The organism is Lysinibacillus sp. FSL K6-0102, assembly GCF_038003545.1.
Lineage (GTDB): Bacteria > Bacillota > Bacilli > Bacillales_A > Planococcaceae > Lysinibacillus > Lysinibacillus capsici.
This window is the reverse complement of record NZ_JBBOPH010000001.1, coordinates 2377391-2393674: the sequence shown is the minus strand read 5'-3', so window position 1 is coordinate 2393674 and position 16284 is coordinate 2377391. Positions and strand designations below refer to the sequence as shown.

The 16284-nt window shown below is 40.5% G+C and carries 14 protein-coding genes and 2 riboswitches; of the genes, 6 read left to right on the top strand and 8 right to left on the bottom strand.

Features of this window, described 5'->3' with window-relative positions; translation table 11 throughout:
- Nucleotides 1-31: 31 nt before the first annotated feature.
- Nucleotides 32-667 carry a PAQR family membrane homeostasis protein TrhA gene (trhA, locus tag NYE73_RS12115; protein ID WP_048395699.1) on the top strand — a complete coding sequence of 212 codons (636 nt, stop codon included), beginning with the start codon at nt 32-34 and terminating at the stop codon, nt 665-667.
- 43 nt (nt 668-710) lie between these two features.
- On the opposite strand, the gene NYE73_RS12110 is transcribed toward trhA, so the two are convergent.
- Nucleotides 711-1187: a dihydrofolate reductase gene (locus tag NYE73_RS12110; RefSeq protein WP_054549236.1), complete on the bottom strand. Its 477-nt coding sequence runs from the start codon at nt 1185-1187 to the stop codon at nt 711-713.
- A gap of 160 nt (nt 1188-1347) precedes the next feature.
- Here NYE73_RS12110 and NYE73_RS12105 point away from each other — a divergent pair, with 160 nt between their 5' ends.
- Entirely contained in the window at nt 1348-2265 is a 918-nt protein-coding gene (locus tag NYE73_RS12105; RefSeq protein WP_054549237.1) for an alpha/beta hydrolase, read from the top strand.
- 62 nt (nt 2266-2327) lie between these two features.
- Nucleotides 2328-3524, top strand: coding sequence for a class I SAM-dependent rRNA methyltransferase (locus tag NYE73_RS12100; protein WP_048395705.1), 1197 nt, complete (start codon nt 2328-2330; stop codon nt 3522-3524).
- 175 nt (nt 3525-3699) lie between these two features.
- Here NYE73_RS12100 and NYE73_RS12095 read toward each other — a convergent pair whose 3' ends face one another.
- The 3 genes from NYE73_RS12095 to NYE73_RS12085 form a co-directional block, all read right to left on the bottom strand.
- Nucleotides 3700-5691 (bottom strand): S9 family peptidase, encoded by a 1992-nt coding sequence (locus tag NYE73_RS12095; RefSeq protein ID WP_259950684.1) that lies wholly within the window; start codon nt 5689-5691, stop codon nt 3700-3702.
- A gap of 71 nt (nt 5692-5762) precedes the next feature.
- A complete protein-coding gene (locus NYE73_RS12090; RefSeq protein ID WP_259950683.1) occupies nt 5763-6440 on the bottom strand; it encodes a precorrin-3B methylase in 678 nt (225 codons plus the stop codon).
- Between the two features lie 51 nt (nt 6441-6491).
- The gene (locus NYE73_RS12085; RefSeq protein ID WP_259950682.1) at nt 6492-7484 is read right to left on the bottom strand and encodes an ABC transporter substrate-binding protein; all 993 of its coding nucleotides are present in this window, start codon (nt 7482-7484) and stop codon (nt 6492-6494) included.
- A 163-nt stretch (nt 7485-7647) separates the two neighbouring features.
- A riboswitch (cobalamin riboswitch) is annotated at nt 7648-7834 on the bottom strand.
- Between the two features lie 182 nt (nt 7835-8016).
- Between NYE73_RS12085 and NYE73_RS12080 the strand changes: the two genes are divergently transcribed.
- Nucleotides 8017-9954, top strand: a complete 1938-nt coding sequence (locus NYE73_RS12080; RefSeq protein ID WP_259950681.1) for an elongation factor G — start codon at nt 8017-8019, stop codon at nt 9952-9954.
- A gap of 117 nt (nt 9955-10071) precedes the next feature.
- On the opposite strand, the gene NYE73_RS12075 is transcribed toward NYE73_RS12080, so the two are convergent.
- Nucleotides 10072-10827, bottom strand: a complete 756-nt coding sequence (locus NYE73_RS12075; protein ID WP_048395717.1) for a hypothetical protein — start codon at nt 10825-10827, stop codon at nt 10072-10074.
- 226 nt (nt 10828-11053) lie between these two features.
- Nucleotides 11054-11237: riboswitch (cobalamin riboswitch) on the bottom strand.
- Between the two features lie 211 nt (nt 11238-11448).
- Here NYE73_RS12075 and NYE73_RS12070 point away from each other — a divergent pair.
- Nucleotides 11449-12216 (top strand): GNAT family N-acetyltransferase, encoded by a 768-nt coding sequence (locus NYE73_RS12070; protein ID WP_054549244.1) that lies wholly within the window; start codon nt 11449-11451, stop codon nt 12214-12216.
- A 162-nt stretch (nt 12217-12378) separates the two neighbouring features.
- Here the strand turns inward: NYE73_RS12070 and NYE73_RS12065 are convergent, their stop codons facing one another.
- Nucleotides 12379-12759 (bottom strand): PH domain-containing protein, encoded by a 381-nt coding sequence (locus NYE73_RS12065; RefSeq protein ID WP_259418890.1) that lies wholly within the window; start codon nt 12757-12759, stop codon nt 12379-12381.
- A gap of 101 nt (nt 12760-12860) precedes the next feature.
- Between NYE73_RS12065 and NYE73_RS12060 the strand changes: the two genes are divergently transcribed.
- Nucleotides 12861-13139: a hypothetical protein gene (locus NYE73_RS12060; RefSeq protein ID WP_255601633.1), complete on the top strand. Its 279-nt coding sequence runs from the start codon at nt 12861-12863 to the stop codon at nt 13137-13139.
- A gap of 246 nt (nt 13140-13385) precedes the next feature.
- Here the strand turns inward: NYE73_RS12060 and NYE73_RS12055 are convergent, their stop codons facing one another.
- Nucleotides 13386-14630, bottom strand: coding sequence for a methyl-accepting chemotaxis protein (locus NYE73_RS12055; RefSeq protein WP_259950678.1), 1245 nt, complete (start codon nt 14628-14630; stop codon nt 13386-13388).
- Between the two features lie 159 nt (nt 14631-14789).
- Nucleotides 14790-16208 (bottom strand): aspartate ammonia-lyase, encoded by a 1419-nt coding sequence (gene aspA, locus NYE73_RS12050; protein WP_004230240.1) that lies wholly within the window; start codon nt 16206-16208, stop codon nt 14790-14792.
- Nucleotides 16209-16284: the final 76 nt, after the last annotated feature.

The window sequence follows — 16284 nt, the reverse complement described above, 5'->3', positions numbered from 1 at the left end:
AGTAAATGTATGAACGAAAGGAGTGTTTCAAATGGTTGATTCATTTGACTATAAATCATGGAGGGAAGAGCTGTGGAATGCCATAACACACGGTATTGGTTTCATTGCTAGTATTCCAGCACTGGTTGTTCTACTGTTAGCAGCCGTACAAACAGGAAATGCCCTACATATTACAACCTTCAGCATTTTCGGTGCGTCTGTCATCATTCTGTTTTTAATGTCTACATTACTACACAGTATGCCAGAAAAATATAAACACTTTTTCGCTATTTTGGACCATTCGTCCATTTATATTTTAATTGCCGGCACCTATACGCCGTTTTTATTAATTGCCGTTGGTGGTTCCCTTGGATTGACGCTACTATGTATTATTTGGTCATTGGCTGTGCTTGGTGTATTGTTTAAATGTTTCTTTATTAATCGCTTTGAAGTACTTTCATTAATTTTTTATATTGGCATGGGCTGGTTAATTATATTTGCCATTAAGCCCGTTTATCTGTATTTAGGTTTACATGGCTTTGCTTTACTGCTAGCAGGTGGGCTATTCTATACGATTGGAGCCATCTTTTATGCATGGCGCTCTCTGCCCTTTAACCATGCAATCTGGCATCTCTTTGTGCTAGCTGGCTGTGCCTCCATGTATGCGTGTGTTTATTTTTATCTATAATAAAAGCAATCGCTCATTGTGAAGGGAGCGATTGCTTTTTCGATTATTTACGTTCAAAAATTTGATATTGGAATGTATAACCTTCTGGTGCTGTTTCAGGCTCCTCTGAAGAGACTTGAACAAAATCTTGCTCATAGCTCGGGAAATAGGTGTCTCCCTGAAAGGCATGATTAATTTTTGTGATATACAAGCGATCAGCCATCTCCATCACTAAACGGAAAATTTGCTCGCCGCCAATAATCATCACCTCAGGTACATCTCCAGCTAGCGCTAAAGCACCTTCCAAGCTAGTCACAATTTCAATGCCTTCTGCCTGATAGTTTTCGTCACGTGTAATGACGATGTTGCGTCGCCCTGGAAGTGGTCGACCAATGGATTCAAATGTTTTACGTCCCATAATCATAGGCTTGCCCATTGTTTTTTGTTTAAAATACTGCAGATCCCCAGGTAAATGCCAAGGCATCCCATTGTTATATCCGATGACGTGATTGTCATCATGTGCCACAATTAAAGAAATCATACTGTCCCTCCAAATACTTTCGTCCCTTTTATTATAAACATAATGCGCTTATTTCACCTATTTTTAAATAAATAAACATTTGTTACACCTAAATCCTAGTAAAATTATATGAATAGTTTATAATAGGAATAACAAACCTCTCAATAAAGGAATGATGAAGATGATAACTTTAAGAAAAGAAGCTGTTCAATATCTAGAAGCTCAGCGTACTGGTACACCTTATTACAAAGTTTCACCGCAGGAAGCGAGAGCCATGCGGACGGTTACACAATGGCAATCTGCACACAAACCGAAGCTAGCATCCATTGAGGATCACAAAATTACAGTGCGAGATGGCGAACAAATTACAGTTCGGCTTTATACGCCCGTTCTCGGTAAAACATTACCTGTTATTGTTTATTATCATGGTGGAGGCTGGGTCTATGGCAATCTAGAATCTGTCGATGCAGGCTGCCAGTTATTAGCAGACCAGGCACAGGCGATTGTGGTATCAGTGGATTACCGCTTAGCACCTGAATATCCTTTCCCAACACCCTTACATGATGCCTACGATAGCTTAGTATGGGTGCACGATCATATGGAAGCCTTAGGTGGCGATGCAAGTCGATTATCAGTTGCTGGGGACAGTGCTGGCGGAAATTTGGCTACTGTAGTTGCATACTTAGCTACTGCACTCGAGGGACCATCGTTACACGCTCAAACACTCATCTATCCTGTCACAAATGTCGATTTTTCAACAGTATCTTATCTGGCATATGGTGAAGATTACGGCTTAGATACACAAGCCATGCAGTGGTTCTCTCATCACTATACAGAGGAAGCAAACTTCACAAATCCACTTGTGTCCCCTCTTCAGCTAGAGGAAGTCCGTAACATGCCGAAAACATTCATTATAGCTGCAGAGGCAGATGTTCTCTTTGATGAGGGTCTAAGCTATGCACAAAAGTTAAAGGCTGCTGGTGTGGTAGTGGAACATATTACAATGCCAGGTTTAATCCATAGTTATTTCAGTAAAATGAACTATTTTGAAGAAGCAACGATTGAAACCGTGACAAAAATTGCGCAATTCCTGAAATAAGTTTGGCTATCCCGCGCAAACAGTGCGATAATAGAGCAAAACGTTTTTTAAAGGATGACACTATGACACAAACAATAGCTCTACAAATACAACAGCCCTTTTCTGATCAATTAAAAAAAGGCTTCCCACTTATTTCAAAGGATGCGGTTGATGCACGACGTTTACCTGCTGAGCAAGGAACACTCCTCAGGCTCATGGATCATCATAACCGTTTTATTGGAACAGGTTACTACGGCATCCAAAACAAAGGGATTGGCTGGGTGCTAACGACCGATACGAATGAAACAATTGATAAAGCTTTTTTTATAAAAAAATTCAAAAAAGCCATCGACAATCGTGCTGCATTTTTTAGCAATGAAAACACAACAGCCTTTCGTGTGTTTAATGGTGAAGGAGATGGCATCGGCGGTCTTACGATTGATTTTTTTAACAGCTACTACATGGTAAGCTGGTATAGTGAGGGCATTTACTCATTTAAAGAAGTGGTGTATGAGGCGCTTGCTGAGACAGTAGACTACCAAGCGATTTATGAGAAAAAACGCTTTGATAGCAAAGGACAATATATCGAGCAAGATGATTTTGTAATGGGCACGCCAGGAGAATTTCCTATCATGGTGAAGGAAAATGGTATGACCTATGCGGTGCATTTAAACGATGGCGCCATGACAGGGATTTTCCTCGATCAACGTGAGGTACGATTGGCTATTCGTGAGCGTTATGCCAACAATACAGACATGCTGAATACATTTTCCTATACAGGAGCATTTTCTGTGGCAGCCGCTCTAGGAGGAGCCATCAAGACAACGAGTGTAGATGTGGCAAAGCGCAGTCTAGCCAAAACGATTGAGCAATTTAGTGTCAATCATATTGATTATGAGGCACAGGATATAAAAGTCATGGATGTCTTCCATTATTTTAAATATGCACAACGCCATGCTTTACAGTTTGACCTTGTCGTTTTAGACCCACCTAGCTTTGCACGTACGAAGCAAATGACCTTTTCAACGGCAAAGGACTACCCTAAATTACTAAAGGACACGATTGCCATTACCGCTAAAAACGGCATCATCGTGGCTTCCACAAATAATGCCAGCTTTGGCATGAAAAAGTTCAAAGGCTTTATTGACCAAGCATTTAAAGAGACTCGTACACGCTATAAAATTGTCGAGGAATACGGTTTACCGAAGGATTTCCGTGTACCACGTGAATACCCTGAATTTAATTATCTGAAGGTCGTGTTCATCCAGAAAATCGACTAACCAATCGAGAATCACACCAAGGTGTGATTCTTTTTATGTAAGGAAAAGTTGATTCTACCTAAGGAGGTTCGGTATCTCTACAATAAAGACTCCAAAAGATTGAAACGTTATAAACAAACAGAGCCTTTCTATTAAAAGTAGCCTAAGAAGACTGTTCTCTTCTTAGGCCACCCGATTATAGATATTTCACAAACCAATCACGGATATATTCAAGTCGATTAATTCGTAATGTAGGCTTTCCACTTCTTGAAAGTTCATGATTCGCCTCAGGGAAACGCACGAACTTTGTTTGTTTTTTACGATATTTTAAGGCGATAAACAATTGCTCTGCCTGCTCAATTGGACAACGATAGTCTTTTTCACCATGTAAAATCAATAATGGTGTCTCCACTTTGTCTACATACTTCAGTGGCGAATGATGCCATAGCTTCTCTATATCATCGAGTCCTGCTTGAATTTGCCAGTCTGTAAAGTAATAGCCGATATCACTGACACCAGCAAAGCTAATCCAGTTCGAAATGGAGCGCTGCGTCACAGCTGCTTTAAAGCGATTTGTATGGCCCACAATCCAGTTGGTCATAAAACCACCGTAGCTTCCACCAGTTACACCTAGACGATCTTGATCAATAAAATCATAGTGCTCCAGAGCGTAGTCTACCGCTGCCATTAAGTCTGCATAATCATTACCACCATAATCGCCACGTACTGCATCCACAAATTTTTGGCCATAGCCATGACTACCACGCGGATTAGTATAAAGCACTGCAAAGCCTTGTGCAGCAAGGATTTGGAATTCATTAAAGTAGGTATTGCCATACATTGCATGCGGACCACCATGGATTTCAAGAATGAGAGGATATTTCTTCCCTGCTTCATAGCCAACTGGCCTCATAATCCAGCCATTGACCTTCCAGCCTTCTGCACCTTCAAATTCGATACTCTCGGGAACAGCTAATGTTTTGGTTTTTAAAAAATCTTCATTAATGGACGTCAACTGTTCTTTGTCACCTGTTTTTAGGTTCACATAAAACAGATCGCCTGGATTGGTCGTTGTGCTAATAGCCGCAATAGCCTGATCATTTTGCGCATCAAGTGAGAAGCCATAGACATATTGATCATCATGGATAGCTGGGTAAATTTCGCCATCTACATTTCCGTAATAAATCGCCGCATTGCCGTGATCTGTGACTTGGAAGTAGAAGCTATGATTATCATTCATCCATTGCACACGTGGTGACGCTACACCTTGCAGGAAATCACCGATGACATAATCACCAACAGGCGCATCAAATTCACTTGTTACACAGTTTAGTAGTTTTTGCTCCATGTCATAAATCCAAAGCTTTGCTTGTGTGGCATTTTCAAATTCACGTTCTCCACCTACAAAAGAAAGATAGCGACTATTCGGAGACCAAGCTGTTTGGTAATAAGCACCCGAACCTTCTGTTAGCTTGTGACTCTGCTTAGATTCTAACTCCAATAAATAGATATCCACATTAAATGAGAAATCTAAATCCTCCGCTTTATCTGCTAAGTACGTAAGGTATTTGCCATCTGGCGACCAAGTACCCAGATGGCAGTACTCTTTGCCTTCTGTCACTTGTTCTAGCTCTCCTGATGCCACATTGACAATGGCAATATGGGTAAACTGCTCCATATCAATAAATCCACCAGCATCCGATTTGTGTTTCATTTTCTCGATTTCTAGTGGCTTTAGTTCTTTATCCTTTTTCTTCTCATCCTCCGCTTTATCTAGGATGGTTTCATCTTTCCCTAGCACGACTGAAAAAGCAATTTTCTTGCCACATGGTGACCAGACAGGGGAGGTCGCTCCATTTTTACAATGTGTCACCTGTTTTGCCTCTCCACCTGCTCTCGAAAGAACATAAATTTGCGACTTACCTGTTCTCGTTGACAAAAATGCAATTTGACTGCCATCTGGTGACCAAACAGGGGAACTCGTCGTTCTATCTTCACCAAATGTCCATTGCTGTGGTGTTTTGTCCTTCAAGTTTATGTAAAACAAATTCGATATATAGTCATTTTTCTTCTCGTCCATACGAGTCTCTACATAAACTACCTCTGTCCCATCTGGTGAAAGCTGTGGATCTGCTACTGATTTTAAGTGATAAAGATCTTCTGGTTGAATCCCTTGTTTCGATGTCATGTTCTTGCTCCTTTGTATTGTAATTTTCTGTGCCTTATTACAATACTTCGACACCCTAAGTAATATTCCTGCTATTTAATTGAATTTTTTACTAGTTCCCAATATTCTGCTGACTTTGTTCTGCGATAAAATTTATAAAAGGGCTCATTTGGGCGAGCATGCTCCTTATAAAGGTTTATCAGGTGCAGTAAAAAATCTTCAATTTGTGTGACGTCTACCCTCTTAGCGAATAACGTGCCAGCCTGTGCCTTTGCTCCCATCGGTACTGCCCCTAAATAGACATCAAAGCTTTCTTGTTGGTAAACGAGTCCAATATCATCATAGACTGCATTGTAGCAAGCTGATGCACAGCCATTAATATTGACACGCACTCTTGCAGGTACCTTCATCCCCTCTATGGCATGATAGAGCTGTTCGGTTATCGGAGCAGCCTCCATTTTCTCCCCATCACAAAAATCGCAGGCCTTCATGGCTATGATTGAACCAGAGGGAGCAACATAAAGACCTGCTTCCTGTAAGGCTTGCACCGCTTCTGTGGCATCGCACGTTGGTATGGATACGAGTATACTATAGGAAGCAGAATATTTTATCGCCCCCTTTTCGCCAGCAATTTCGGCTATCTTTTGGAATTGTGCAGGAGTATAATGCTTATTAATAATGCCAGGGCTAACGGCTAGACGGGTAAACTCACCATGACGGTTCAGTGTTTCAAATGTTTGATCTGGTACATTTTTTTGAAATGCGTTCATTTTTATCGCTCCTTATAAAAAAGGAGCTAGCAAAACGCTAGCTCGAATGGATTAAAAGTTTTCAGGATAGAAGCCCTTTGCTAAAATTTCAATGGCCTCTGCCGCACGAACCCCTTCAGACGCTGCTGAAAGTGGCAGGATGACAAAGCGCTCATTTTTGACCGCTTCCATCTCCTTTAAGGCTGGATCATTTTTTAAGAATTGGATCTTTTGGTCTGCCGTTGTTTCACCGTAATCAATCACGACAACTACCTCTGGGTTGCGGTCTACTGCATCTTCCTTCGACACAGTTGTCCAGCCTGATTCCACATCACCAAAGATATTTTGTCCACCCGCGATTGTCACAAGCTCATTCATAAAGTTTTGACCAGCTGTAAATACATCCTTTTCACCGCTATCAAACACAAGAACACGTAATTTTTCGCTATCTTTTGGTAATTTAGCTTGTACTGCCTCTACATCTTTCGTCATTTGCTCAATTAAAGCTTCGCCACGATCCTCAATACGGAAAATCTTTGCGATATTGCGAATATCAGTGAAAATATCCTCTATGGTTGGCTTTGTCATGTTGGAAGCCGTATGTAAATACGTATGGATGCCTAATTCTTCAAGCTCTTCTGGTGTGCCTACACCCTTTTCGCCAAAGCCACTTTTCCAGCCAGCATATAGGAAATCTGCCTCGGCATCGATGACTTGCTCCTTCGTTGGGTATTGATCGGAAAGAACAGGGACCTTATCGTATGCCTCTTGCAGTGGTTCATAGATTTTATCATCTAAGTAAGCTGTCCCTACCATAGAATCCTCTAAACCAAGTGCTAACATAATTTCTGTCACATGTTGATTTAAGCTAATCGCTTTTGTTGGTGCTTCCGTATATGTTTGAGTTGTGTCATTATTTTTAATGGTTACTTCTGCTGCCGCCTCAGATGGCTCAACCTTTTCACCTTGTGCAGCTGATTCCGTTTTGTCCTTTGCGTTACAAGCCCCTAAAACAGCGACCAAGGCAATGATCATCATCAGCCATATACTTTTCCATTTCTTCATGTCCTTTTCTCCTTTGCTGTTAAAATATAGAAAGAAATCAGAGACTTCTTTACTACTAAGGTAGTTGGAAGGGCATAAAAAAACCCTCTTGTCGCCAAGAGAGTAGCATAGTGAAATAACGGTATCATTACCTTCATCACTATCCCCATCCTCGTGGTTCTTAGTCAAAAAATACATACTGGCAGGTATCCTGGCTTAGGTTCATCATCTATACGCCTTCCCATAGTTTCACTACAGTGGCATGCTGTATAGACTCCCCATTTACAGTTGCGGGACAGCATCGGAATTGCACCGATTTCCCTTTTAAGCAAATGACAAATGCCATTTGCACCAATACGTTCTATAATGGTCAATACTATTGATAGACTAGCAGAAGAAAATTTATCGCGCAATCAGTAGTATGACACTAAAAGTATAATCATCATTATATTAGCACTATTTCGACATAAAGACGAACTATTTTACAAGAAATATAGAAGCTAGTATTCTGTTACAATAAAAAGATAGCATTCTATAGAAACGAGGATTTCTTATGTACAAAACGATCGGTGTACTTGCGCACGTGGATGCAGGAAAAACGACCTTCTCTGAGCAAGTGCTTTTTCATACAAATAGTATTCAAGCACGGGGGCGTGTTGATCATCAGGATACCTTTCTTGATCATCATGAGCTAGAGCGCAGACGGGGCATTACGATATTTGCCGAGCAAGGGCGCATGAATATTGGCGATGATACATACACATTGATTGATACGCCAGGGCATGTCGATTTCTCCCCTGAGATGGAGCGTGCCATTCGTGTGATGGATTATGCCATTATTATCATTAGCGCTGTCGAAGGGATACAGGGCCATACAGAAACAGTGTGGCAACTTTTACGTCAATACCATGTCCCTACCTTCTTCTTTATCAATAAAATGGATCGTGAGGGTGCCAATATGGAGGCTGTCATCAGACAGCTTCGCAAAGATTGCTCTCAGCATGTATTGTTCATCGATGAGCCACTGCGAGCAGACTATGTATCAAATAATATTATGGAATGGCTGGCGGAGCGCGACGAAAAATTGCTTGATGCCTTTCTAAATGAGTCATTGGAGCATGAACAGTGTCTTGCTCAATTAAAGGAAATGATTAAAAATGAAGGTGCCTTCCCTTGCTTTGCTGGCTCGGCCTTAAAGGATGAGGGCATTCAGGAATTTCTTGACCAGCTCCCGCTGTTAACGGCTTCCCATTTTGACAAGGATGCCCCGTTTGAGGGCGAGGTTTTTAAGATTCGTCATGATGGGCACCAGCGTTTAACCTTTATGAAGGCAACCAAGGGCTCGTTGCATGTACGAGATGAATTTTCATTTGACGAAGTAACAGAAAAAGTGACCGAAATTCGCCTTTATAACGGCAGTCGCTTTGAGACCGTTCAACAGGTAGAGGCAGGAGAAATTTTCGCTGTCAAAGGACTGAGCCAGGCAAACATTGGGGATCGAATCGGTACAACGATGCTATCACAGCCCTATGAGCTTGTCCCAACCTTACAGGCAAAGGTTCAATATGAGGGTGATCAGCATATCAAGGAAGTGCTACAGATTTTCCGTTTACTCGAAGCAGAAGAGCCGTCCTTGCGTGTGGTCTGGCAGGAAAAATTTCAGGAAATCCATGTGCATATTATGGGTGCCATTCAATTGGAGGTCCTGACAGAGGTATTAATGACGCGTTTTTCATTAGCTGTCTCCTTTGGTGAGCCGCAAATTTTATACATGGAAACCATTGCGACGACCGTAACGGGCTATGGTCATTTCGAGCCCCTCAAGCATTATGCAGAAGTTCATTTATTAATGGAGCCAAATCCACGTGGAACAGGTAATACCTTCACCAATGCCTGTCATGCCGATCATTTATCTGTAGGCAATCAGCGCCTTGTTGAAAAGCATCTGTTTGAGCGTGACCATCATGGGCTACTGACAGGCTTCCCTGTAACAGATATTCATTTTACACTTCTAACAGGTCGCGGGCACAATGAACATACATCGGGGGGAGATTTCCGTGAAGCCAGTTTCCGTGCCCTGCGTCAGGGGCTGGAGCAGGCACAAAATGTTCTACTTGAACCCTATTATCGCTTTAAAATGAAAGCTTCAAACGACTTTATCGGTCGTATGATGACTGATATTCAGCAAGCAGCAGGCACGTTCGATGACCCGATTTTATCCGAAACGGATGTTATCCTAACAGGTCGTGCACCTGTTGCCACTTTAATGAGCTACAGCACAACCTTTGCCGCCTATACAAATGGGAAAGGTGCACTCACACTCCAATTTGATGGCTATGATGTGTGCCATAATACAGAGGATGTGATTGCACAGATTGGCTACGATAAAAATGCCGACCCTGAGTATAGTTCCTCTAGTATCTTTTGTGCTAAGGGCAAAGGATATTCGGTTCCATGGCAAGAAGCACAGGCAGCCATGCATTGCCTGTAGGATGGGATGAGCCTGCTCGCTTCGGGTATTTCCGCGGGTATTTCTTTCTTGGGCATAAATATATCTCTACCCTGCCATAAGATATTACAAGCCCTCCAAAAAATGGAGGGCTTGTTTTTATAGTGCACCGACAGCTTTCTTTGTTGGATTGTCCAACAAATATGCGGGTTCAACTATTACATAGTCATGCTTGTTCGTAAAATCAATTAGTACCTTACCAGGTTGACTTTTTAATAGTTGTAGATGATCAATTAATTGCAGTAAAAGCTCGTGACCGTTGCCACGTGGATGCCAGTTGAAATGATAATCATTTAACGCTTGCACCGCTTCAATAAATTGGGCATATTCCTGCTGCACAAATGCAATGAGTTTGTCATGATGAGATGCTAAATCATATAAATATGTTTCGTAAAAGCGCATGACAATCGAGCATAATAAGTCATTGACACGAGCGGCACTTAAAACAGGCTTTGGCTCCAATGATAGACGGTCGAGGTTGGGCTTTGCGCGTGTAGAATCAATGCGCGTAATTAAGTGATACGCTTCTCCGTTGACCTCATAGACAATCGGATTGGTCGGCATGTACATCATAAAACTATTCGTCTTTGTTTTTAGTTCATCTGCTATGGCTGCTTTCGCTAAAAGATGACCGTCCACATCCCCATTTTGTATCCAAATAATTTCTTTATTATATAAGATTTGCTCAAAGAAGCGATCATTACGAATCAGCTTCGTTGCTAATAATTGATCGATCAGAGACTCGACCACCATTCTTGTTTTCGCTTTCTTGGCAACTTCTGTGCGTGGTTGCTTACAAATGTTCAGATCTTCATAAGGCGTTTCCAACGTTGTCGTTACATGAATATTTGTCATACGTGCATCCCCTTTGCGTACATATTTTCAAAACAAAAAGGACTCCCTACTTTTGAGGAAATCCTTCATTTTATCTTCTTTCATCACACAATGCCAAACAAACCCTAAGTATGTGTGAACGAGTTCGATTGTGAACCCTTTCATTTACTATGGGCGTTTGACGTACTGTGACGAACAGAGCATTCTGTTTTGTCAACATGCCACCTCCTATTCCTCGTAGGTTTATGGTGTGTACTCGTAACAGGCAGGTATCCTGACTCATGATCATCGCTTCTTTTCTCCTTCCCGTCCAAAGACAGTGGATACTGAAAAGTCGCTCACATTTACAGTTGCGGGACAGTGTCGGATTCGCACCGACTTCACTTTTAAGCAAATTGCACGCAATTTACACCTATTACTACACGCTATTCAGTTGTCATAGGAATGAGTATATGCACATTCCTATTAGATTACTAAAATCAATTGTAAAGTAGTGTTTTTCTAAAGTCAAATATCACAATATTTTCCAAACTACTAATAAAGTTATAGCGGGATATAAAAAAGGTGAACTGCGTATTTTTTATCTTTCATTGACTTTATAATGAAAGATAGTGAACTTCTAATAGGGGAAGGATGAAAAATATGAAAACAAGTCAACAATTAGTAACGAGTAATTTAGAGGAAAAAATGAAACTATTTACTCGAGCCGTTTCTGGACAAATTATAGAGGAAGCTCATTTTGTCATAGCCAATACAAATATTCCAACTGATACATTTAATTTGTTAGTAGCGAAATCGCCTATAATTCATAAGGAAAATCATCTTAAACAAAGGATTAATCATTTCATTGTGAATAAACTTCCCTTCAGCACGTGGGTGGATGCCAACTATCTAAGCGATGATTGGCTACAACTGATAAAAGACTGCAATTTACAGGAAGCTGAACGAAATATGATGATGAAGCTTGACCATACACTTCACACAGGTCCACGAATTTCCAATTATCTTACCATCACAGAAGTAAGTAACAAGGAAGAGCTTCTACAATATAAGGAAGTTTTTCTAAGTTTATTTGGAGAAACAGCAGAAAGAGATGCATTAGAAATTTACTTTCATCAATTCTCACAGGAAAAACTAGCATCAAATGCTCGCATGTTTATTGGTTGTATAAAGGAAGTACCTATCGCTACGGGATTATTAATCGACAGTAAACATAGCTATGGGATTTATGATGTGATGACAAAAGATGCGTATAGGGGCAAGGGTTATGGCAGTGAGATGTTTCAATTCCTACTCAGTCAAACAATCGATAAGCAAAAGCCCGTAGTCTTACAGGCATCAGAGGATGGAAAAAATATTTATAAACGCTTCGGGTTTAAAGAAGTCGGAGAAATGATTGTATTTGAATAAGACTTCGCCAAGGCGCTCTTATTTACACTTGACAGTATTTTCGAGCTTACCGTAATCATGAAGCCGACTTAAAATCCCTTACGCCGTCCTCTTCTGGCACGACAAAAAAGCCTCGCATATTTGCGGGCTTTTGGTTGTGCACATGTACTATTAGCACCTTCATTACGTCCCCAACACATACTGTGCTAAGACGCTTTGCACCTTATAAATATTTGTCGCCTTATTGAAGTTTTTTTGAATCGGTAATGAACTGCCAGACACCCATATTTTGAGCTCTGCATCTAAATCAAATGTTCCAGCTGTTTCTACTGAAAAATGCACGATATTTTTATAGGGAATAGAATGATACTCCGTTTTCTTGCCAGTCACTCCTTGCTTATCGATGAGGATCAATCGTTTATTGGTAAAAATAAACGTGTCTCTAATAATTCTATAGGCGTTCTTGACTGTCTCATTTGGAATTAATAAATCATGGACCTCCTCCTGTAGTTTTTCTAAATTCACCTCACTTGCATTGCCGATCAATCCATCAAATAAGCCCACTATCTGTCCCCTTTCGCTCTCGTTTATTTAATGTATTACAAAGAAGTGAGGGCTACGACAGGAAATGGTGGTATTATTTTGCCTATTGAGGGGGTGAGTGGTTGCGAATAATGATAGTTGCTTTAGTGTCTCTACTAGCCGTTGTTTTACTAGGATGTAATGAAAAACCAGATGATGATTTAGCTAAGGTCAGCATTTCTAATCGTGCTGAATTTGGCAAGATAAACCGTGATTTTAGTAAAAAATATCAGGATGAAGAATTACTTACACTATTCCAACAAGCCATTGCAACAGCTGTCAAAAACGAGGGTACCGTCAATATGGCTTCACCAGAACATAATGTACAAATAGTGGACAAGGCAGGAAACAAATATGGCTAGCATCTTTGGTTAGGTGATAAAGGTCAAAACAGTAGTTTGATGCATGTCTAGGATACGCATACGATCTACACACTATCTGAGGAGTTCACTGGGAAACTAATTGCGCTGGTTCGACCATAAAAACACTTTCCATGTATTCTAGGAAAGTGTTTTTATGGTCAATTAGTGCCATTGTGCGGCTTTTCGTAGTATTGATGAAAAGGCTTATTTAGGGCTTAAAAACCTAGCAACATACCTTTTCATTGCCTAAACCTGAAACTGGTTAGTTAACTTTTGTAAGTTATCCGCTTGGACACTTAAATCCTGTGTGACATGATTAACTGCTTGCATTGAGGCTGTTTGCTCATCCATTGAATGTAAAACAGCTTCTGTATAATTCGATAGCTTGCCCATGCCAGCTGCGATGGTTGTCACAGTGGATGCCACTTCATTGGCGCTACTTGAAAGCTGCTCAGCTGTCGTCGAAATATCCTCCAGCTGACTTGTCATCTGACTAACATGCTGTGAAATTGTGCCAAATGATTTTGTCGCTTCGTCAATGACATACACTCCTTGTTGAACATTTTTCAAATCATCTTCTACTGATGAGGCTACTTGTTTTGTATCACTTTCTATTCCTACAACTAAATCCACAATTTGCGTAGCAGAGTGCTTTGATTGTTCTGCTAATTGACGCACTTCTTCAGCTACAACGGCGAAGCCTTTACCATGCTCACCAGCGCGTGCTGCTTCTATGGCCGCATTTAATGCTAGTAGATTTGTTTGATCTGTAATGGTAGTAATCATATCTGTCATTGATTTAATATCTGACATTTTAAGGGATAATTGCTGCATCAATCCACTTGTTTTTTCTGTTGAAGAGGAAATAAATTGCATTTGCTCTTTTGCCACATGTAAAATATTTGCACCATTTCCTGCTATCTCGCTAGCATCTTTCGCATGCACAAACACATCTTGTGTGGCTACTGTAATTCGCTCAATGCCATCAACGGTTTCTTGCATAGATTTAGCACTATCATTAGCCGATTGTGCTGCTTGCTTCAAGCCCTCTGACGTCTTCTCCATTTGTTGATCTACTTCTTCCACAGCAAGTGTAATTTCATTCGTACTCGCAGATAATTCCTCGATGCTTGCTGATAAATCTGTAGAGCTGTGCGCAATTTTTTGTGTCATTGTTCGTAATTGTTCCTGCATCTCTAAAAAGGATTGTGCTAGTTGAGAAATTTCACCATTATCACGAACCTCAATGACAACGGTATCTAATTGACCTGCCGTAATTCCTTGTGCAGCCTCTGTGATTTGTTTGATAGGCTGTATCACTTTGTAGTGGACATACACTGTGTAAGATAGTGTAATAGCGATGCCTACAATCGTTAACACGGTAGAAAACCAATCTAATGTCGTTACATTGGCTAAATCGATAAATAAAATAACGATCATTAAAACATTTAAAACGGAAAAGCCAAGTAAACTCTTTTTTCGTAAACTCATTACAAATTCCCCCAACTAAAATATGTCTTCCATACCATTATTATAGTTGAATAATCCTAAAATACATAAGGATACGCTCTATTTTATATGAGAAAAGGTCTACAAAAAAAGACTATAGACAGCCTTTTAGGGCATGTCTACAGTCCATCATTGCTCGTTTTATTTTAATTTCATGATACTAGAACCCGCAATACCTGGGTGTGTCATTTCATATGGATCTAAAATTAAGTCTAATTGTTCTTTTGTGAGGACGCCTTCTTCAATGCAAAGCTCACGAATTGAACGACCTGTTAAAATAGCTTCACGTGCTAGACGAGCAGCTACTTCATAACCGATGTGAGGGTTAACTGCTGTTAGCACGCCTACACTTTTTTCTACATATTCTTTCATGCGCTCTTCATTTGCTTCAATATCTTTTAAGCAGTTTTCTGTAAACGCACGGAATACATTATTCATAATGCTAATCGATTGGATTAGGTTGAACACTAATACAGGCTCCATTACGTTTAATTCTAATTGACCAGCTTCTGATGCTAGAGAAATTGTATGGTCATTCCCAATTACTTGGAAGGCTACTTGATTCAGCACCTCAGGCATAACTGGGTTAACTTTGCCTGGCATAATTGAAGAACCTGGTTGACGAGCTGGTAACAGGATTTCTCCTAAGCCTGCGCGAGGACCAGAAGCCATTAAACGCAAGTCATTAGCAATTTTAGACATATTAATCATACAGATTTTTAAAGCGCCTGATACTTCTGTGTAGGCATCTGTATTTTGTGTTGCATCCACTAAATGCGTTGCACCTTTTAATGGTAAACCAGAAATTTCAGCAAGATGCTCATCAACAGATTTAATGTAGTCTGGGAAGGCATTTAAGCCTGTTCCGACAGCCGTTGCACCCATGTTCACATCATATAAATTCGGACGAGTTTGACGAATGCGTACGATGTCACGATTGATCACGCGGCAATAAGCTTCAAACTCTTGTCCTAAGCGGATTGGCACGGCATCCTGTAAATGCGTACGTCCCATTTTAATGACATGAGCAAATTGCTCTGCTTTTTGATGGAAAACAGATTGCATATAATCCATCGTTACTAATAATTCATCTATTAAATTTAACACAGCGATATGAATAGCTGTTGGGAAAGCATCATTTGTTGATTGTGACATATTGACATGACTGTTTGGACTTACTGTGTGATAGTCACCTTTTTCTTTCCCTAAAATTTCTAGGGCACGGTTAGCGATGACTTCATTGGCATTCATATTGATGGATGTACCTGCACCACCTTGAATTGGGTCTACAATAAATTCAGCATCCCATTTGCCATCAATCACTTCTTGCGCTGCTTCGACAATTGCCTCACCAATTTCTTTTGATAATAGGTGTACTTCCATATTACTTAATGCAGCTGCCTTCTTCACAATCCCCATTGCTTTAATAAGTGAAGAGTGAATTGTGTAGCCTGTAATTGGGAAGTTTTCCGTAGCACGTAGTGTTTGAATTCCGTAATACGCCTCTGCTGGTAATACGCGCTCACCTAAAAAATCTTTTTCTATTCGTTGTGTTGACATTATTGTCGTCTCCTTTTATGTAATACTCACACTTGATAGTAGCTAATAAAAGTCGTATTGTAAACAGTCATTTTTC